The sequence below is a fragment of the Delftia sp. BGA-UO-ETr-SB1 genome (assembly GCF_059567865.1).
Window position 1 is genome coordinate 508,870 of the sequence record NZ_JCAQOW010000006.1, and the last position, 19,013, is coordinate 527,882.

Below are 19,013 nucleotides of genomic sequence, written 5' to 3' on the forward strand. Positions count from 1 at the left end.
CGTTCTGTCCTGATGTTCCGTTGCGCACCGCAATGGATTTCCGACCGACGCCGCCTGCACGCCTGCTCCCCATGACTTTCAAGAAAATCTGGTTCCAGTTGCACTGGTTCGTCGGCATTACGGCCGGTACGGTGCTCATCGTCATCGGGCTGTCGGGCGCGGTGTTCTCGTTCCACGAGGAGATCCTGGGATGGATGAATCCCGGCACGGCCTCCGTGCCCGCGCGTGATGCCGCGCCGCTGGCGCCGCCGCAGATTGCGCAGGCGCTGCGCGAGGCCGGCGAACAGCGCGTGGTCCAGCGCATCACCGTCTTTGCCGAGCCCGGCCGCTCGGCCCAGGTGGCCTTCAAGCCGCCGGCCGGCCAGCGCCGGGGCCAGACGGTCTTTGTCGATCCCTACACGGGCGCGCAGCTGCCTGAGCAGCACGGCACGGAGTTTTTCGAATGGGTGGAGCGCCTGCACCGCTGGCTGCTGCTGTCGCGCGATGACGGCAAGCCCATCACGGGCACGCTGGCCGGCCTGTTGCTGATGCTGTCGCTGTCGGGCCTGTACCTGCGCTGGCCGCGCCGGCCGCTGTCATGGCGCACATGGCTGACCTTCGATCCGGCGCTCAAGGGCCGCTCCTTCCTCTGGGGCCTGCACTCGGTGGCGGGCACCTGGGCCCTGGTGGCCTATGTGGTGTTCACCTGCACCGGCATGTACTGGGCCTTTGGCGTGGTGCGCAGCACGGTGGATGGCTGGGCCGGCGTGCCGCCGCGTGTTGCCGCTGCCGCGGCGCCGTCCTCGAAACCCGGTGGCGGCCGGCCTGAGCCGGCTGGCGCGCAGCAGCCCATCGACATCGCGCCCGGCTGGGCCGCCTTCGAGCGCATCGCCCATGGCTGGCAGTTCGCCCAGCTGCGCCTGCCCGAGCGCGCGGGCCAGCCCCTGCAGATCAGCTGGCTGGATGCCGAAGCCTCCCATGAGCGCGCGCGCAACCAGATGGCCCTGCTGCCCGACGGCGCCGTGCAGCGCGACGAGCGCTATGCCGACCTGCCCACGGGCCGCCGCGCCGTGGGCGCCATCTACCCGCTGCACATGGGCACCTATTTCGGCATGCCGGGGCGCATCTTCATGACGCTGGCCTCGCTGATCATGCCCCTGTTCGCCATCACGGGCTGGATGCTCTACCTGGACCGCCGGCGCAAGGCGCGCGCCCTGGCCAAGGAGCGCCAGGCGCTGATGGCGAACCCGCCACCGTCCGCCCCTGCGGGCCAGGACACCGTGCTGGTCGCCTTTGCCAGCCAGGCCGGCCGCGCCGAGCGCCTGGCCGTGGCCACCGTGGCCGCGCTGCGCGGCGCAGGCATGGCGGCCAGCCTGCAATCCGTGGCGGCGCTGGATGCCGAGCAACTGCGCCACCACCGGCGCGTGCTCTTCGTGGCCAGCACTTTCGGCGAAGGTGATCCGCCCGATGCCGCGCGCCGCTTTGCGCGCCTGCTGGGCGCGGCATCGGGCTCGGCCCTGCCGCACCTGCAATACGGCCTGCTGGCGCTGGGCGACCGGCAGTACGCTGCCTTCTGCGGCTTTGGCCATGCACTGGACCACCAACTGCGCCGCCTGGGCGCACAGCCCGTGTTTCCGCTGATCGAGATGGATGGCGAGCAACCCCAGGCCTGGAATGCCTGGCAGCAGGCGCTGGCTGGGCATTTCGGGGCCTTGCCGCCTGCATCGGATGCGCTGCCTGCGTCCGCTGCAGGCCCGCTGGCCGATGCCACCGCCTTTGCCGCATGGCCGCTGCAGGCGCGCAGCCTGTGCAATGCGGGCAGCCAGGGCGCCGGTCTCTACGTGCTGGAACTGTCGCCGCCCGAAGGCGTGGCCCCGCTGTGGCGGGCCGGTGCGCTGGCCGAGGTGCTGCCACGCCATGGCGCAGCCACCGTGCAGGCCTGGCTGGCCGCCCAGGAATGTGACGGCTTGGCCACCGTGCAATGGCGCCAGCAGAGCTGCACGCTGGGTGAGGCGCTGGCCGCCAGCGTGCTGCCGGCCCCGGGCGATATCGCCCCCGGCACCGCGCCCCAGGCCGTGGCCGATGCGCTGCGGCCCCTGCTGCCGCGCAGCTACTCGGTCGCCTCGCTGCCGCAGGACGGCCATGTGCGGCTGCTGGTGCGCCAGGCCCGCCATGACGGCGGCCTGGGCGTGGCTTCGGGCTGGCTGACGGTACATGCGGCCCCGGGCACATCCGTGGCCATGAGACTGGTGGAAAATCGCGCCTTCGAGCCGCGTGAAGAGGCAGATGCCGAGCCCGATGCGCCGGCCATCTTCATCGGCAACGGCTCCGGCTATGCCGGCCTGCGCGGCCACCTGCTGGCGCGCATGCACGCAGGCCGCCACCGCAACTGGCTGCTGTTCGGCGAACGCCAGCGGGCCCATGACGGGTACTGCGAGGCCGAGGTCTCCGGCTGGCTGGCCGCGGGCAAGCTGCAGCGCGCCGACTTCATCTACTCCCGCGACCAGGCCCGGCGCCGCTACGTGCAGGACGCCCTGCGCGAAGCCGCCGACCCCCTGCGCGACTGGATCGCCGACGGCGCCGTGCTCTACGTCTGCGGCAGCGCCGACGGCATGGCCGCAGGCGTTGATGCCGCGCTGGCCGACATCCTGGGCGCTACCGCCGTCGAAGACCTGATCGTCGAAGGCCGTTACCGCAGGGATGTGTACTGAGGTGAAGCGCCGCGTCTCAAGGCACAGCGCATGAAACTGGCGCGGCCCAAGTCAGGGACACCGAGCAAGGGCCGCCCCGCCGCGAGGGTGTCGTCCCCCTCCCGCGTAGCGAGAGAGGGGGAAGGCGCGTAAGCGCCTCAGGGGGTGATGTACCTCTCCTTCCCGAGATTGAGCATCAACCGGTTCGCCCAGCCGAACAGCGCGGCCGAATGCAGCATGTCCAGGATTTCCTGGTCGGTGAGGCCGGCATCGCGCAGCGGCTGCAGCTGGGCGGCGCCAAAGCTGCCGGGTGCGCGCGTCAGCGCCAGCGAGGACTGGATGATGGCGCGTTCGCGCGCATTGGTGCCGGCCGTGTCGGGGTCGTCGAACATCTGGGCCATGACATCGTTGCGCTTGGCCAGCTGCTCGAAGCGCTGGGCGTGGACCGATGCGCAGTACACGCAACCGTTGGAGCGCGAGACGGCCGTGGCCGCCACCTCGCGCTCGGCGCGCGACAGGCCGCCGGGTGCATACATGATGGCGTTGAAGGCCTGCGACCGCTCCGACAGCACGCGCGGCTGGCGGGCCAGCAGCAGGTAGAAGTCCGACGTGCGCGCCTTGGGGTGGCTCAGGTCCAGCACGGCCTGCTGCTCGGCCGTGGCCGTGGCGGGGTCGAGCACGGGCAGCCAGGACGTCCAGTCCAGCGTTTCGCTGGTGTAGCCGTTGCGGCGCAGCGGCTCGCCCGGTGGCGGCAGGTTGGCGGGGTGCACGAAGGGTGCGGCGGCGGCTTCGGCAGCCGGTGCGCTGGCCTGGCCGCCCAGCGCGTCCATTGCCTGCACGCCCGCGAACAGGCGCAATTGGTAGGCGATGAAGCCCACCAGCTGGGCCACCAGCACGGTGTCGTCGATGGACAGGCCGGACTCGGGCATGGCCAGCAGCGCGGCGCGGTCGCTTTCGGCGGGGTGCAGGGCCAGGGTGCGCACGAAGTGCAGGGCCGCATCCAGGCGGGCGTTGCCGGTCTGGGCGCCGGGCTGGGCCAGCACGGTGCGCAGCGCGGGCGTCAGGGCATCGCCCAGGGACTCGGCACGCTGGCGGTATTCATCGGCCAGGGCCTGCACGCCGCTGACGCGGCATTGCTCGCTGGCCAGCACCAGGCGCTCGGCGCGCGACAGGCTGTCGGCCAGGCCGTCGCCCAGCAGCAGGTCCTCGCAGGCCTGGGTGGCAATGGCCACCTTGTCGCGCTGGCGGCGCGTGGCGAAAACGGGGGACTGGTCGGTCAGGCCGGCCAGGCGGTCGATGGTGTCGTTGGCGGTGGTCATGGGTATCTCAGGTCTTGTCTGCCAGGGTCTGCACGCGGGCTTCGGGGTCGGCGGGCGTCCATTCGCTGCCGTCGAGTTCGGGCTCGGAATAGGACTGCAGCTGGGCGTAGTGGTGTTCCAGGTCCTCGCGGTAGAACAGCGAGGCCAGGCCCTGGGCCAGCTTGCGCGCACCGTCGCTGATGGCGGGGATATCGCCCGACACCGTGCCGTGCGACAGCGCGGCCGGATAGCAAAAGCAGTGCACATGGTCCAGGCCGGGCAGGGCGCCGGGCGTCTTTTCCTGGAACTCGAACAGCGGGCCCAGGTCGGGCGAGTCCGACAGTTCCTGGTCCTCGGCACCCGCCTCGGGCACGAAGCGGTCGCTCCAGATGCGCACATGGGGCGCCAGGTCGGCGAACTCGGGGCGCTGGCGCCAGTCGATGGCAAAGCCGGTGGAGACGATCAGGAAGTCCAGCACGAACACGCCGCGCGGCGTGTCCACGCGCAGCCGGTCTCCGTCCTGCTCCACCTTCTGCACGGCGCAGCCCAGGTTGAAGTGGGCGTTGGCATGGCGCGAGACGCGCAGCGTGCTGCCGTGCGGAGGTGGCACCTGCTGCACGTTGATGTAGTGGCGTATGCGCCATTTCCAGGCGTCGGGCAGCAGGAACTGGCCGTGCGTGAGGCCGGGCGAGCCCGAGCCCTTGGATTTGTTGATGCGCGGCAGGTCGCTGCGGCGCACCAGCAGGTCCACGCTGGCGGCGCCGTTCTCCAGCGCGGTGGCCGCGCTGTCCATGGCCGACGAGCCCGCGCCCACCACGCCCACGTGCAGGCCGGCCAGGCGGCGGTAGTCGAGCACGTCGGAGGAGTGCGCCCAGCGGCTGCGGTCCACGCCCTGCATGAAGGCGGGGATCTGCGGGCCGCCCAGGCCGTCGCGGCCCGTGGCCAGCACCACGCGGCGCGCCAGCCAGGTGCGCGAGGCGCCATCGGCCGTCACATCGACCTCGACCGTGCCGTCGGCCTGCGGGCGGATGGCGGTGACCTGGTGGCCGTTGCGCACGTCGCAGCGCATCACGCGGCGGTACCAGCGCAGGTAGTCCATCCATTGCAGGCGCGGGATCTTGTCCAGCGCGGCCCAGGCTTCGCGGCCCCATTGGGCGATGAACCAGGCGCGGAAGGTCAGCGAGGGCAGGCCCAGCGCGGGGCCAGTCAGCTCCTTGGGCGAGCGCAGGGTTTCCATGCGCGCCGTCGTGGCCCAGGGGCCTTCGAAGTCCAGCGGGGCCTTGTCCAGCAAAACGGCCGCGATGCCCAGCTGGGACAGCGCGGCCGACAGGGCCAGGCCGGCCTGGCCGGCGCCGATGACCAGGACATCGTGCACGGGCTGGCCGTCGCGGGTGGAGGGAGGAATCCAGGCCTTGGCAGGCCAGCCCAGGGCGACGAGGTCGTCGCGCAGGCGTTCTTCAAGGGCAGCCAGGCCCGCAGGGGCCGGGGCTGCCGGTTCGGTCAGGGACATAGACTCACCAGGAACTCACGAGGAAAGGCGCGCCAGCGGGGCAGGGCCTGCGGGCGCGCGCGGCATCAATCGATGCTGATTTTCGCGTCTTTGACCACCTGTGCCCACTTCAGGCGGTCGTTGTGCACGGTTTTCTTGAACTGCTCGGGCGTTTCTATGCGGATGGCATTGCCCTGGGACTCGAAGCGCGCACGCACCTCGGGCAGCTCCAGCACCTCGCGCACGGCCTGGCTGAGCTTGGCCACGATGGCCGGGTCCGTGCCCTTGGGTGCGAAGATGCCGAACCAGATCGAGCTGTCGAAGCCCTTGGTGCCCGTCAGGCCGCTGGAGGCGATGGTGGGCACTTCCTTGATGACTTCCACGGGCTTGGCCGTGGTCACGCCCAGCAGGCGCACCTTGCCGCTCTTGTAGTGGGGCAGCACGGTCTGGACCTGGTTCATGATGCAGCAGGTCTCGCCGCGCAGCACCGAGGTGATGGCCTCGGGGCCGCCCTTGTAGGGCACGTGGACCATGTTCAGGCCCAGGCGCGCATTGAACTCGGCAAAGGCCATGTGCGTGCCCGCGCCGTTGCCCGTGGAGGCGTAGTTGTACTTGCCGGGGTTGGCCTTGATCTCGTCCACGAACTCCTTGAGGTTCTTGACGTTGATCACGTTGGGATTGATGGTCAGCACGTTGGACACATCGATCAGCGGCGCCACCGGCACGAAGTCGGTTTCCACATCGAAGGGCAGCTTCTTGTACAGCGCGGCATTGCTGCCGTGCGTGGCGGCCGTGCCGAAGGCCAGCGTGTAGCCGTCCGGCTTGGCGCGCGCCACGATCTCGCTGGCGATGTTGCCGGCCGCTCCCGACTTGTAGTCAATGATCAGCGGCTGGCCCAGGCGCTGGGACAGCGGCTCCTGCACGCCGCGCGCGATCACGTCCACGCCCGAGCCTGCCGGGAAGCCCAGGATCATGGTCACGGGCTGGTGCGGCCACGAAGCCGCCGAATCGGCTGCCACCGCTGCGGTGGAGCCGAAGACGGCCAGGGCCGCGGCGGCGGCGGGAATCCAGGAGCGGAAAAACGAGGGGCGCATGGTGTGCAGGGAAATCCGGTGAATCAATTCCCATATTTTCCTGAGAACTTAATGAGCCACTTTTATATGCATATGTTGGTATGAAGCCAGTGTGGGCATGGCCGCAGCGCTCAGCAAAAAGCCCGCCGATGGGGCGGGCTTCATGCCGGGCGCAAGCGTCCATCAATGGCGGTAGGGGTTGTTGGGGCGGCGGTCATGGCGGTCCGGCACGCCGTCGCGGTCACGGTCCCAGCGGCCGGGTGCGTAGCCCCAGCGGCCACCCTGCTGCGACCACACGGGCTGGCGGTACACATAGCCGGGACGCGCCTTGACCCAGTGGCCGGCCACCCAGGCATGGCGGTGGCCCTGCGGGCGCCAGTAGCCGGGTGCCCAGACGTAGCCGCGGCGCGGTGCAGGAACCGCCTCGTAGCGCATGGGAGGCGGGGCGCCGAACTGGACCGAGATGGCGGCGCCCGGCGCCGCATAGGTCACGTTGGCCTGGGCCTGCGCGGTGCCGGCCCATCCGGCCAGGGCCAGGGTGGCGGCGATCAGCGGTGTGCGAAGGGAAATCATGGCGGCTCCTTGTCCTTGGTTCATCGGGCTGGAGTCCTGGTGAAAGGAATCCATGACTGCATGTTGCAGGTCCATCGTCAATCCCGGGTTGCCGCGCCGCGAAGTCTTGCAATCTTGTGTATCGCCTTGGTGAAGCCTTGTTGCCAGGCGCTGCAGCGCAGGCTGCCGTCCTGCAGCCGCCGTCAGACAGTGCCTCTTCGGAGCGCCGTGAACGCCGTGAATTCCCAGCTGCGCATGGCCAGCACCAGGGTGTAGCCCTCGCGCTGGCCCGGCGGCAGGCGCTGGTCCTGCAGGTGCTGCTGGGAAAAGTCATGGGCCAGCCGCTGTATGCGTTCCACGAAGCTGGGCGCCAGATGCCGGCCGATGGAGCCGTGCACCATCAGCATGCCCTCACCGGGCTGGTCGAAGCCGCCGCCGAAATAGTCGAGCACGGCGTTCTCGCGGAAGTACTCCATCACCGGCCCGCGCGCGCGCCAGCGGAAGGTCTTGGCCAGGCGCAGCCGGTAGCGGTTGCCGGGGCGCAGCTCGATGATGCCGATGCGGTCCAGCTGGGCCAGGTAGCGGATGCCTTCGGCCTCGGTCATGCGGTAGGTGGCCACGATCTGCTCCAGCGTCCATTGGCTGAGCACGCAGATGGCCATCAGCAGCAGCTTGCGGTCGGCGACCACGGCGTTCTCCTGCTCGGGCGTCATCTCCTGCAGCAGCGGCTGGCTGTCGGCCACGCGGCGCGCCAAGTCGGCGAAGTCCAGGCTTAGCGCGCGGCAGATGGCATCGATGCGTGACAGCGGCATGTCGCCCTTGGCCAGCATGCGCTTGACGCTGGACTCGGCCATGCCCAGGGCGCGCGCCAGGTCGGCATAGGTCATCTGGGCGGCCTTGAGTTCCTTCTTGAGGGCGATGACGAGGTCGGCGGTGGTGCTCATGGGTAGCGATTATCGATACCCGAGGTGCTGGTTTGCGCGGCGGGTGCAGAAAAACGATGCTGGAAGGGCCGACGGCTCGCCACACTCCGCCTCACTTTTCACGAGGAGCAACACATGCCATCCGTATCGATTTCACCGGCCGCCGCCCTGCGCACGCTGTACTGGGGCGCTGCCCTGCTGCTGCTGGCCGCCTGGCTTGGCCCCGCCGTGCCGCAGCCGCAGGACTTTCACGCGTTTGCCGACCAGCGCGCCTGGGGGGCGCTGCCCCATGCGCTGGATGTGCTCAGCAACCTGGGCTTTGCCTGGGCCGCCGTGGCGGGCGCGCGCCTGCTGCTGGACCGGCGCAGCCAGGCGCTGGCGCCGGCCCTGCGCTGGCTGGCCGCGCTGTTCTTCACGGGGCTGGCGTGTTCGGCCATAGGCTCGTCCGTCTACCACTGGGCACCCCACGATGCCACCCTGGCCGGCGACCGGCTGGGCATGTCCATGGCCTTTGCCGGCATGCTGGGGCTGGCGCTGCAATCGCGCATTGCCGACCGCGTGGCCGTGCGCGCCGCGGTGGCCATGCTGGTCGCCGCCGTGGCCTCGGTGCTGGTCTGGCTGCATGGCGGCAACCTGCTGCCCTGGGCGCTGGTGCAGGGCGGCGGCATGCTGGCGGTGCTGGGCCTGGCCTGCGTGGCGCCGCGCCATGGCGCGCTGGCGCTGCGCCTGGGCGTGGTGATTGCCTGGTATGGCGCTGCCAAGCTGCTGGAGTGGGGCGATGCGGCCGTCTTCGAGGCCACGGCCGGGCTGGTGTCCGGCCACAGCCTCAAGCATGTGGTGGCGGCGGCCGCCGCCCTGCCCGTGATCGCCGCGCTGCGTGCGGCCGGCACGGCGCGCATGACCAGTACGGGCACAATGTGCGCCGATGCGTGCGGCCACGGCGGCGCCACCAACCGTTGAGGGAAGACAAGATGTTCCAGCAAGAGACCGGCAGCCCGTCTGCCCCCACCGCAACGGCCGGCGCCGTGCCATCGGCCGCGCACGAGCACCCCAACCAGTTCGCCCTGCTGGGCCAGCGGCGCTTTGCGCCGTTCTTCTGGACGCAGTTCTCGGGGGCGGCCAACGACAACCTGTTCAAGTTCGCGCTCACCGTGATGGTGACCTACCAGCTCAGCGTCTCCTGGCTGCCTTCGGCCATGGCGGGGCTGGTGATCGGGGCGCTGTTCATCCTGCCGTTCCTGCTGTTCTCGGCCACCTCGGGCCAGCTGACGGACAAGTGGGACAAGACCCGAATGTTCCGCCTGGTCAAGAACCTGGAGATCGCCATCATGGCGCTGGCCGCCTGGGGCTTCATCCAGGCCAATGTGCCTTTGCTGCTGGGCTGCGTCTTCCTGATGGGCCTGCACTCCACGCTGTTCGGCCCCGTGAAATTCGCCTACCTGCCCCAGGTGCTCAGCGAGCGCGAGCTGACGGGCGGCAACGGCATGGTGGAGATGGGCACCTTCGTGGCCATCTTGCTGGGCAACGTGGCAGGCGGCCTGCTGGTGGCCGTGCCCGAGGTGGGCCATATGCAGGTGGCCGTGGCCTGCCTGGCGCTGGCGGTGATCGGGCGGATCTTTGCGCAGTTCATCCCCAATGCGCCGGCCACCGATCCGCACCTGGTCATCAACTGGAACCCCTTCACCGAGACCTGGCGCAACCTGCAGCTGGCCCGCGAGCAGCCCGCCGTGTTCCGCTCGCTGCTGGGCATCAGCTGGATGTGGTTCTTCGGCGCCGTGTTCCTGGCCCAGTTCCCCAGCTTTGCCAAGGAGGTGCTGCATGGCGACGAGCATGTGGCCTCGCTGCTGCTGGTGGTGTTCTCGGTGGGTATCGGCACGGGCTCGCTGCTGTGCGAGGTGTTCAGCCGCCGCCATGTGGAGATCGGCCTGGTGCCGCTGGGCGCCATCGGCATGAGCGTGTTCGCCGTGGACCTGTTCTTTGCCTCGCGCGCGCTGCCGGCCTCCGAGCTGATGGGCGTGGGTGCCTTCTTTGCCCAGCCCGCGCACTGGCGTGTGATGGCCGACCTGGGCATGCTGGCCCTGTCGGCCGGCATCTACAGCGTGCCCATGTACGCGCTGATCCAGATGCGCAGCCAGCCCACGCACCGCGCGCGGATCATCGCGGCCAACAACATCCTCAACGCGCTGTTCATGATCGCCTCCAGCGTGCTGGCCGGCGCGCTGCTGGCGGCGGGCTTCAGCATTCCCCAGGTGTTCCTGATCACGGGCATTGCCAATGCCGTGGTGGCGGCCTACATCTTCTTGCTGGTGCCCGAGTACCTGCTGCGCTTCGTGGCCTGGGTGGCCTCGCGCTTCGTGTACCGCTTCAAGGTGCAGGGCGACGAGCACATCCCGGCCTCCGGCGCGGCCATCCTGGCCTGCAACCATGTGAGCTTTGTCGATGCCGTGCTGCTCATGGCCGCCAGCCCCCGGCCCATCTACTTCCTGATGGACCACCGCATCTTCCGCGTGCCCGTGCTGGGCTGGCTGTTCCGCCTGGCCAAGGCCATTCCGGTCGCGCCCCAGAAGGAAGACCCCGCCACCTACGAGGCTGCGTTCGAGCGCGCCGCCCAGGTGCTGCGCGAGGGCGACCTGCTGGCCATCTTCCCCGAGGGCGGCATCACGCGCGACGGGCAGCTGCAGGAGTTCCGGGGCGGCATCATGAAGATCGTCGAGCGCGCCCAGGCCGATGGCCTGCAGGTGCCCGTGGTCCCCATGGCGCTGACCAATCTCTGGGGCTCGTACTTCAGCCGCATCGAGCAGGGCGGCGCCATGGTGCGGCCCTTCCGCCGTGGCCTGTTCAACCGCGTGGGCCTGAACGTGGGCCAGCCCATGGCCCAGGCCGAGGTGCAGCCCGCGCTGCTGCGCGAGCGTGTGCAGCGGCTGCTGGCGGCTTAAGAGGGGCTCTGTTCCTCTACCGTGAAGCTCAGGCCGGCATTGGCCTTGAGCCTGGCGATGAGCGCGTTGCCCATGGCGGGCGCCGTGGTCCAGATGCCGCCGGGCGTGTCCGGGGCGTCCTGCAGCAGGCAGACGGCGGCCTCGGTGATCATCTTGGACGTGGAGCCGTAGCCCGGATCGCGGTCGCCCTTGACGCCCACGCGCAGGCTGTGGCCGGCCGTGTCGGTGCCGATGAACAGCACGTCGTAGAAGCCCGATTCACGCTCTTCGCGCGATGGCCCCTCGCCAGGCTGGGGGCCGTCGTCCGCGCCCAGCGACTTGTCTGCCGCCACGGCGTTGGCCAGGGCCTCGCCCTTTTCGCCCGCACCTGTGACCATCATCTCGTCGTAGACAAAGTCGGCGCCATAGGCATGGCCCAGCAGAAAGTTGGAGCGGTGCACGTTGCGCGTGTTGATGGCCGCCATCACGAAGGGTGCCACCCACAGGCCCAGCACCTCGTCCACCATGGGCTTGCTGCCGGACGGCTGGCGCGGGCCCTCGAAACCCGGCGTGAGCGAGAACGGATTGCGCAGCAGCTCCAGCACGCCCGGCTGGGCGGCGGCCGCCGCCATGGTGGCCTTGAGGCTGGCCGCCGTGCCGCCCGAGAAGGTGCCCTTCATCTTGCGCACCCGGCCCCGCACGCGCTGGGCGGGCTGGCCGAAGCGGGCCTGCATCTCTCGCTGAAGCATGAACACGCCCAGGTCGAAGGGAATGGAATCGAAGCCGCAGGAGAACACGATGCGCGCGCCGCTGGCCTTGGCTGCGGCCTCGTGGGCATCGATCATCTGGCGCATCCACGCTGGCTCGCCGCACAGGTCCACATAGTCCACGCCGGCGCTGGCGCAGGCGGCCACGAGTTCGTTTCCGTAGAGCTGGTAGGGGCCCACCGTGGTCAGCACCAGGCGGGTCTGCTCCATCAGCGCCTGCAGGCTTGCGGGATTGCCGGTGTCGGTCACCACCAGCGGGGTATCGGCGGGCGCGCCCAGCTCGTCGCGCACGGCCGCGAGCTTGGCGGCATTGCGCCCGCCCATGGCCCAGCGCAGGCCGCTGCCTGCGGGGTAGCGCCTGAGCAGGTACTCCACCACCAGCCGGCCCGTGAAGCCGGTGGCGCCGTGGACGACGAGGTCAAAGGGTTTGGTCATGGGAGATCTCCATCAATCAGCGTGGCGAACGTGCGATTGCCCGCTGCACTGCAGCCGGGGTGGGCGCATTGTCTGTGGCGCGCCGCAGGGTTCCTGTCGCCCAGGTGCCGTGCCCCATGTCCTGTGTGCTGGTGTCACATGCAGGAACTTTTTGGGGCGTAAACAACAGTCAAAAACTTGAAAAGTACCGTTTTAAGATACTCGATGGCCTGTGTCTGGCCACTGTTACGGTTGAATGCAGACACGCAAGTTACGTCTGGGCACCATGCGTCCCGTGTTCAACCAATGCCCTTGAGGGGCACCTCGGCAAATGTCCTCTTCTCCCATCGTCGTTCAGCGTGATACCCGGGCCTGGCAACTGCAGGTGTGGGTGTCGTTCGGCATTGCGGTCTCGCTGTGCGCCATCGGCCTGGCATGGCTGCCCGGCGAGCAGCTGGAGCAGGCCTTCATGGTGATGGGCTATGTGTTCTGCCTCTCGGCCGCCTTCGTGCTGGCCAAGTTCGTGCGGGACAACGAGGGCGGCCGCAGCGGCGCAGGCGACACGCCCATGTGGAAGCTGGTGGTCTGGGGCGGCTTTGCCGTGTCCATGGCGCTGACTGGCTGGGGGCTGGTGAGCATGGACATCAACGTGACCTACAAGGCCTTCCTGGGCGTGAGCTGGCTCTATCTCATCACTACCGCCTTCACGCTGGCCAAGATGCTGCGTGACCGCCACGAGGCCGACCTGGCGCAGGCCCGCATGCATGGCCGCCGCGAGGCCGCGCAACCGGCCGACGCCGAGTGATGTCCACCCCTTCCCCGCATTTCCAGGAGTCCAAGCAATGATGGTCAACCAATCCGTTTTCGCGCGCCTGCCGCGTGCCCTGCTGGCCGCTGGCGCGCTGTGCGCAGCCCTGGCCATGGCGCCCGCCCATGCGCAAAGCGAGGCCTCCGTGGCGCTGTCCATGCTGCCCGTGGCCTCCGTGGTGGGCACGGCTTCGGTGGCTTCGACGGCCGCTGGCGCCGTGGTGGCCTTGCCGGCCGCGCTGTCGGTGGGCGGCGCGGTGCTGACCGTGAAGGCGGTGCAGGCCTCGGCCACGGGCACGGTCTATCTGCTGGAGCGTGCCTCCGATGGCGCCCAGGCCAGCGTGGAAGTGGTGGGGCGAGGCGCCTCCGCCTCGGCCTATGCCGTGGGCACGGTGCTGACCTGCAGCGTGATTGGCGCAGGCGTTGTCATCTCGGCGGCCGGCAAGGTGCTGGCCTTCATTCCCAACGAGATGGGCAAGGCCCTGCTGCACAACGAACGCCTGTGATGCCCGCCATGAAACCGTCTCTCTCCCTTTCCCCGGTGGCCCGTGCCGCCTGCCTGGTGCTGCTGCTGGCCGCCGCGCTGGGCACGGCCCATGCAGGGCGCAGCTGCGAGGACAAGCCCCTCACGCCCCAATCCCTGCAAAAGGGGCTGGACCTGGCCCAGCGCACATCCCAGGCGCTGGATGCCGAATATGCGAAGAACGGCACCCGCGTCGTGCTGCTGGCGCGCGTGGGCCAGGACCTGAGCAAGTACGACCTGCACTATTCCCACTATGGCTGGGCCTACAGGACCCCCGAGGGCCCCTGGCGCGTGGCGCACAAGCTCAACGAATGCGGCACGGCCGGCGGCCATGTCTACCGCCAGGGCCTGGGCGAGTTCTTTCTGGACGACCTGTGGCGCTACGAGGCCGGCGTTCAGGTGCCCACGCCCGCCGTGCAGCAGGCGCTGTGGACCTTTTTGACCCAGCCCCAGACCGTGCTGCGCCTGCAGCACGAGCCCTACAGCATGGTCAGCTATGCCTGGGGCCAGCGCTACCAGCAGTCCAACCAGTGGGCCACCGAAACCCTGGCCGCCGCCATGGAGCCGGCCACGGTGCAGCGGCGCGAGCAGGCCCAGGCCTGGCTGCAGTTCAAGGGCTACGAGCCCGGCGTGCTGGTGATTCGCGCGCTGTCGCGGCTGGGCGGGCGCGTGACGGCTGCCAACATCGCCTTCGACGACCATCCCAACGACAAGCGCTATGCCAGCCGCATAGAGACCGTGACCGTGGAATCGGTGACGCAGTGGCTGCAGCGCAGCCAGCTGGCGGGTCCGGTGCGCGTGCTGCCCTGAGCCGGACCGGCTTTTCCTCCGCCTGCGGTCTTCCTCGGCCGCAGGCCACTGAAACAGGAGTTTCCCCATGAGCAAGGCCCTGCGTCTGCCCGAGAAATGGTTCCGCCGAGGCCTGTGGCTGGTGGCGGTGGTGTTCGCCTCGTTCCTCATCGGCCTGGGCGGCCTGGTGGTGGGGGATCTGCCCCAGGTCGAGTCGCCGCGCACGGTGGAGGACTTCATCGCGCCCGCTGCGGCCGAGCCCGTCAAGGCCGAGATCAAGGCCGCCGATGCCGATCACGACAAGGCGGAGACGGCGCTGCAGAACGCGCGCCTCAAGTACCAGGCCACGCAGGCGCGCTACCGCTCTGCGCGCGAGACCTTCGACAACTGGGTGGCCACGCGCCGCGCCACGGCCCGGCCCGAGCAGGACAGCGAGCTGCTGTCGCGCACCCAGGCGCTGGATGCCATCAAGCAGGAAGAGAACACCGCACGCGCCTCCGTGGAGCGGCTGCAGGACGCCAGCCTGCAGGCACGCCAGCGCCTGGACGCGGCCAACCGCCAGTGGGACGGTCTGCGCGACGGTGCCATGGAGTCCTGGCGCAAGGAGATGCGCGCCATCGAGCTGCGCGTCTTCCTCTACCGCCTGGCGCTGACCCTGCCCCTGCTGCTGGTGGCCGGCTGGCTGTTCGCCAAACAGCGCAAGAGCACCTGGTGGCCCTTTGTCTGGGGCTTCATCTTCTTTGCGCTGTTCGCCTTCTTCGTCGAACTCGTGCCCTACCTGCCAGACTACGGCGGCTACGTGCGCTATGTGGTCGGCATCGTGGTGACGGTGCTGCTGGGGCGCGCGGCCATTCTGGGCCTGAACCGCTACCTGGAGCGGCAAAAGCAGCAGGAGTCACTGCCCGAGACGCAGCGGCGCCAGGAACTGGGCTACGACGTGGCCCTGGCCCGCCTGGCCAAGGGCGTATGCCCGGGCTGCGAGCGCCCCGTGGACCTGAAGGACGGCGCCATCGATTTCTGCCCCCACTGCGGCATAGGCCTGTTCGACCGTTGCGGCAGCTGCAATACCCGCAAGAGCGCCTTTGTGCACTATTGCCACAGCTGCGGCACCCAGGCCGCTGGCAACCGCAGGAAGCCGGGAGCCGTGCTGCCTTCCACGTCTGCTGCGCCTGCCGTGGCTCCCCTGCCTCCAGTGCAGGAGGCCGGGCCGGCACCGGGTTGAGTCTGGCTGAGCCCGCCTGACCCCGCCTGAAGCGGCCCTGGCGACGGCCGTGGCGGTGTCGGCCGGAGCCGGCAAGACCCTTGAAGCTGCGCGGGGTTGTGGTACACCATGGCTTGCGCGCTCGGCCGGGGCGCAGATGTCTTCAGCGAGGATGCCATGTCACGCCAGCTGCCGTATCCCCCACAACACACGCCAGCGCAGCCCGCCCACCCACCGGCCGGCGCGTCCGCCCATCTTCTTCCCCTGGCGGCCTGGGCCGTGGGGGCTGCCCTGCTGGCCGGCCATGTGCTGGCCGGCCCTTCTTCATGGAAAGCCTGGGCGGCCTACGCCGCGCTGTCGGCCCTGGCCGGCATGGCCTGGGTCTGGCGCTGCCATGCTGCCGGCCTGCCGCTGACCCGGACGCTGCGCGGCCACGGCTGGATACAGGCCACGATGGCCTTGCTGCTGGCGGCCTGGCAGCCCTCGCTGGCCTGGGCCTCTGCCCTGCTGTGGCTGGCCGCCATCGCCTGGCTGCCCTGGGATGGCGAGCGCGAGCAGGCGCTGCATCTGCCCGCAGGCCAGATCGTGCTGCTGTGCGCCATGCTGGCCATGCTCTGCGCCGTGGTGGTGGCCAGGCCCATGCCGCAGATGGCACCGGGCTCGGTCGCCGTGCGCATTCTGTGGCTGGCCAGCGTGCTGCTGCCGCTGGCCGTGCATGCGCTGGCCCTTTGGCAGGCACTGAGCCGCATGCAGCGCCAGTACACCGAGGAACTGGCGCAGCTGTCCAGCTACTGCGGCCAGCTTGCCGACGATGTGCAGCAGCTGCAGACCCGCGTGGGCTCGCTGCAATTGCCCACGGGGCGCGACACGCTGACCGGCGTGGCCAACTACTCGCGATTGATGGATGCCGTCGATGGCCTGCGCGAACGCCATGCGCGCAAGCCTGAACCGTTTTGTGTGGTGCTGCTGGAGCTGGACCCCTGGGTGGAGCGTGCGGGCGTGCACCCGCCGCACAAGGGACCATCGCTGCAGGACCGGGTGCTGCTCATGCTCAGCGGCCTGCTGGTCACTCACCTGCGCACGGTGGACGGCATAGGCCGCTACCGCGATGACACCTTCATGCTGGTGATGCCGGATACCGCCTCCGTCCAGGCCGTCTGGGCGCTGCAGCGCGTGCGCGAGGGCGTGCGCCAGCAGCACTGGAGCGAAAAGCCCATCCCCGACCCCGACAAGGACCCGCTGACCCTGACCCTGGCCGTGGCGGAGTTCCAGGCGGGCGAAACCTCGGAGCGGCTGGTGCAGCGTGCCGAAGCGGCCCTCGCACATGGCCGCGCCTGCGGGCGCAACCAGATCGTGGTGGCCGAGGACGTGCGGCCGCCTCGTACCTCCTAGGCGAGAAGGATGCAATCCCCGGGATTTCCCGGATGCGGTCACAATGGGCGCCCATGAGGGCCGCCGGCCCGCCGCGCTTCTTCGCATGCCCGTGCTTTCCTCCATTTCTCGGAATTTCCCGGACCGTCTCCTGTGGGGGCCGAAGCCGGCGTCGCCGTTGGTGGACGAGGCGCTGCACCTGGAGCGCTGGAAGCGCCGCACCTGGCAACTGCACATCTCCGTGCTGGTCAGCCATATCTATGCGCTGCTGCTGTTTCTGGGCCATGCCTGGGCCGGCTATGCGCCCTGGGCCGTGGTGCTGGGCTATGGCCTGTGGGTGGTGGCGGGCATGGGCTTCATCACCTGGGCCTATGCCAGCGACTGGTGCCACAGGCTGCGCGATCCCGGCATGTTCCTCACGCACCAGCTGGTGTCCATCATCGGCGTGCTGGGCATGGTCATGGCAGCCCCTGCGCTGGCGTTCCAGTCCATGGTGATGCTGATCGCCTTCAGCGCCGACGGTTTCCTGGCGCGCAGCCGCACGAGCTTTTGGCTGACCTGGATAGGCACGCTCATCGCCGTGGCGGCCATCATTCTCTGGCGGGGGCCGCTGATGCGCATGACCACGGACACGGCTGCAGGCCAGTTGCTGGCCTTCGGCGTGGTGCTCGGTGCCGTGGTGCGCTGCAGCGTGCAGGCCACCTTCTTTCGCAGCATGCAGTACCGGCTGGGCATCGCCAATGACAAGCTGGCCACGGCGCTGGCGCAGATCGAGGCCCTGCTGCGCCATGACGACCTGACCGGCGTCAGCAACCGCCGGGGCGTGATCGAGCGGCTGCACGAGGTGCGCACCGCCGCCCACGACCGTGGCACGGTGCTGTGCGTGGCGCTGCTGGACATAGACCACTTCAAGCGCATCAACGACAGCTTTGGCCATGAGGGCGGCGACCGCGTGCTGCGCGCCTTCGGAACGCTGCTGAAGTCGCAGCTGCGCAGTGCCGATGGCGTGGGCCGCTATGGCGGTGAGGAATTCCTGCTGGTGTTGCCCGACACCGACCTGGCCCAGGCCGGCGAACTGCTGGAGCGCCTGCGCCTGCGCATTGCCGAAGCCCCGTGGACGCAGACCCTGGGCGAGGGCGCCCGCGTCACCTGCACGCTGGGCGCCGCGCAGTACCGCGCGGGCGAGTCGGTGGAGGCGACCATTGCACGTGCCGATGCGGCGCTTTACCGTGGCAAGGCCCAGGGTCGCAACTGCACGGTGCTGGAGCCGCAGCAGGCCCCGCAGGCCTTGAGCGGCGCCCCGGCCCCCCGGACTGATGCCGGAATGCCTGACCGCTTGTGAGTGCAGCTCACGACGGGTGACAGAAAACATCGTTATTCATGCGCACCGATCGTCCATAGCATCGGCATCCATGCTCGGAATGGACAAGGGTGCAAATATGAACCAATGGTTCGCTGAAATCGCCGGCAACGGGCCCGAGGGCGCTGGCATCGTGGTGTCTGCGCAAGGCTGGGATAGGCATCTGCAGTCTGGCCCCCGCCAGTTGCAGGCCGGCCCGCTCCGCGCCGAACTGGCCGACGGCGGCCTGCGCAATGTCCGCTATGGCGGCGTCGACATCCTGCGCTCCATGGCCTTTGTGGCGCGCGACGGACAAGGTGACCGCTGTGTGCATGGCGCGGGCGAACTGAGCCTGCGCGAGCGGGCCGGCCGCTTCGAGGCCTTCTACGAAACGGTGGTGGACTGCGAGGAGCTGAGCCTGGCCTGGCGCGTGCGCATCGTGGGTTCGGCGCGCGGACTGAGCTTCACGTGCTGGGCGCGTGCCCAGGGGGATGTCGACGGCGGCCTGCAGCGGGGCCTGCGCGCCGGGCGGGCAGGCCTGGAACTGGTGTATCCGCTCAAGGTCCTGGCTGGCCGGCCCGTGCATGTCCAGCATGTCGATGGCAGTGCCGAAACCACCGTGCTGCCCGAGCCCGATGCGCTGCAGCGCCTGTCGCAGCTGTCTGGCATCGCCCATGAGCCCGCACCGGGCCTGCAGGTGGACTGCCGCCTGGAAGGCGCCGAGTTCGAGATGCTGGGCCAGCGCTGTGGCGGCAAGGCCTTTTTCCGGCTGCAGCCGCGCGCGTTGTCTCCTTCGCCCTCCTACTCGTTGACCCGGGGCCGGACCCTGGTGCAGATGGCCGACCTCTTGTTTGTCTCGCCCGGCGCCCTGCAGTAGCACCGC

The 19,013-nt window shown here is 69.4% G+C and carries 16 protein-coding genes; 10 read left to right on the top strand and 6 right to left on the bottom strand.

From position 1 onward, the window contains the following. Window positions 1-71: 71 nt before the first annotated feature. Window positions 72-2,690, top strand: a complete 2,619-nt coding sequence (locus AC57B5_RS21135; RefSeq protein WP_496400267.1) for a PepSY domain-containing protein — start codon at window positions 72-74, stop codon at window positions 2,688-2,690. 137 nt (window positions 2,691-2,827) lie between these two features. Here the strand turns inward: AC57B5_RS21135 and AC57B5_RS21140 are convergent, their stop codons facing one another. The 5 genes from AC57B5_RS21140 to AC57B5_RS21160 all read right to left on the bottom strand — a co-directional run bounded on the left by AC57B5_RS21140 (window position 2,828) and on the right by AC57B5_RS21160 (window position 8,025). Beyond that, window positions 2,828-3,988 carry a CMD domain-containing protein gene (locus AC57B5_RS21140; protein WP_012202463.1) on the bottom strand — a complete coding sequence of 387 codons (1,161 nt, stop codon included), beginning with the start codon at window positions 3,986-3,988 and terminating at the stop codon, window positions 2,828-2,830. 7 nt (window positions 3,989-3,995) lie between these two features. Then, window positions 3,996-5,477: a SidA/IucD/PvdA family monooxygenase gene (locus AC57B5_RS21145; RefSeq protein ID WP_496400268.1), complete on the bottom strand. Its 1,482-nt coding sequence runs from the start codon at window positions 5,475-5,477 to the stop codon at window positions 3,996-3,998. A 65-nt stretch (window positions 5,478-5,542) separates the two neighbouring features. After that, window positions 5,543-6,550 (bottom strand): Bug family tripartite tricarboxylate transporter substrate binding protein, encoded by a 1,008-nt coding sequence (locus AC57B5_RS21150; protein WP_034368821.1) that lies wholly within the window; start codon window positions 6,548-6,550, stop codon window positions 5,543-5,545. 162 nt (window positions 6,551-6,712) lie between these two features. Continuing rightward, the gene (locus AC57B5_RS21155) at window positions 6,713-7,102 is read right to left on the bottom strand and encodes a YXWGXW repeat-containing protein (RefSeq protein WP_013800295.1); all 390 of its coding nucleotides are present in this window, start codon (window positions 7,100-7,102) and stop codon (window positions 6,713-6,715) included. 182 nt (window positions 7,103-7,284) lie between these two features. Beyond that, complete coding sequence (locus AC57B5_RS21160; protein ID WP_012202467.1) at window positions 7,285-8,025, bottom strand: helix-turn-helix domain-containing protein; 741 nt, start codon at window positions 8,023-8,025, stop codon at window positions 7,285-7,287. A 114-nt stretch (window positions 8,026-8,139) separates the two neighbouring features. Here AC57B5_RS21160 and AC57B5_RS21165 point away from each other — a divergent pair, with 114 nt between their 5' ends. Beyond that, window positions 8,140-8,964: a hypothetical protein gene (locus AC57B5_RS21165; RefSeq protein WP_097204470.1), complete on the top strand. Its 825-nt coding sequence runs from the start codon at window positions 8,140-8,142 to the stop codon at window positions 8,962-8,964. A gap of 11 nt (window positions 8,965-8,975) precedes the next feature. Beyond that, window positions 8,976-10,940 (top strand): MFS transporter, encoded by a 1,965-nt coding sequence (locus tag AC57B5_RS21170; RefSeq protein WP_496400269.1) that lies wholly within the window; start codon window positions 8,976-8,978, stop codon window positions 10,938-10,940. Here AC57B5_RS21170 and AC57B5_RS21175 read toward each other — a convergent pair. Further along, on the bottom strand, window positions 10,937-12,121 hold the full coding sequence (locus AC57B5_RS21175; RefSeq protein WP_496400270.1) for a saccharopine dehydrogenase family protein: 1,185 nt from the start codon (window positions 12,119-12,121) through the stop codon (window positions 10,937-10,939). The two genes, AC57B5_RS21170 and AC57B5_RS21175, sit on opposite strands and share 4 nt — an antisense overlap. 310 nt (window positions 12,122-12,431) lie before the next feature. Here AC57B5_RS21175 and AC57B5_RS21180 point away from each other — a divergent pair, with 310 nt between their 5' ends. From AC57B5_RS21180 to AC57B5_RS21210, 7 genes are all read left to right on the top strand, one after another. After that, window positions 12,432-12,905 carry a YiaA/YiaB family inner membrane protein gene (locus tag AC57B5_RS21180; RefSeq protein ID WP_012202471.1) on the top strand — a complete coding sequence of 158 codons (474 nt, stop codon included), beginning with the start codon at window positions 12,432-12,434 and terminating at the stop codon, window positions 12,903-12,905. A 37-nt stretch (window positions 12,906-12,942) separates the two neighbouring features. After that, on the top strand, window positions 12,943-13,413 hold the full coding sequence (locus AC57B5_RS21185) for a hypothetical protein (protein ID WP_013800299.1): 471 nt from the start codon (window positions 12,943-12,945) through the stop codon (window positions 13,411-13,413). Between the two features lie 8 nt (window positions 13,414-13,421). Beyond that, window positions 13,422-14,240, top strand: coding sequence for a DUF2145 domain-containing protein (locus AC57B5_RS21190; RefSeq protein WP_185750962.1), 819 nt, complete (start codon window positions 13,422-13,424; stop codon window positions 14,238-14,240). 67 nt (window positions 14,241-14,307) lie between these two features. Further along, window positions 14,308-15,441, top strand: coding sequence for a serine endopeptidase (locus AC57B5_RS21195; RefSeq protein WP_496400271.1), 1,134 nt, complete (start codon window positions 14,308-14,310; stop codon window positions 15,439-15,441). A gap of 156 nt (window positions 15,442-15,597) precedes the next feature. Then, window positions 15,598-16,812 (top strand): GGDEF domain-containing protein, encoded by a 1,215-nt coding sequence (locus tag AC57B5_RS21200; RefSeq protein WP_065347391.1) that lies wholly within the window; start codon window positions 15,598-15,600, stop codon window positions 16,810-16,812. Window positions 16,813-16,972: 160 nt separating this feature from the next. Then, window positions 16,973-18,133 carry a GGDEF domain-containing protein gene (locus AC57B5_RS21205; RefSeq protein WP_228676841.1) on the top strand — a complete coding sequence of 387 codons (1,161 nt, stop codon included), beginning with the start codon at window positions 16,973-16,975 and terminating at the stop codon, window positions 18,131-18,133. A 97-nt stretch (window positions 18,134-18,230) separates the two neighbouring features. Further along, window positions 18,231-19,007, top strand: a complete 777-nt coding sequence (locus AC57B5_RS21210) for a D-apionate lactonase family protein (protein ID WP_496400272.1) — start codon at window positions 18,231-18,233, stop codon at window positions 19,005-19,007. Window positions 19,008-19,013: the final 6 nt, after the last annotated feature.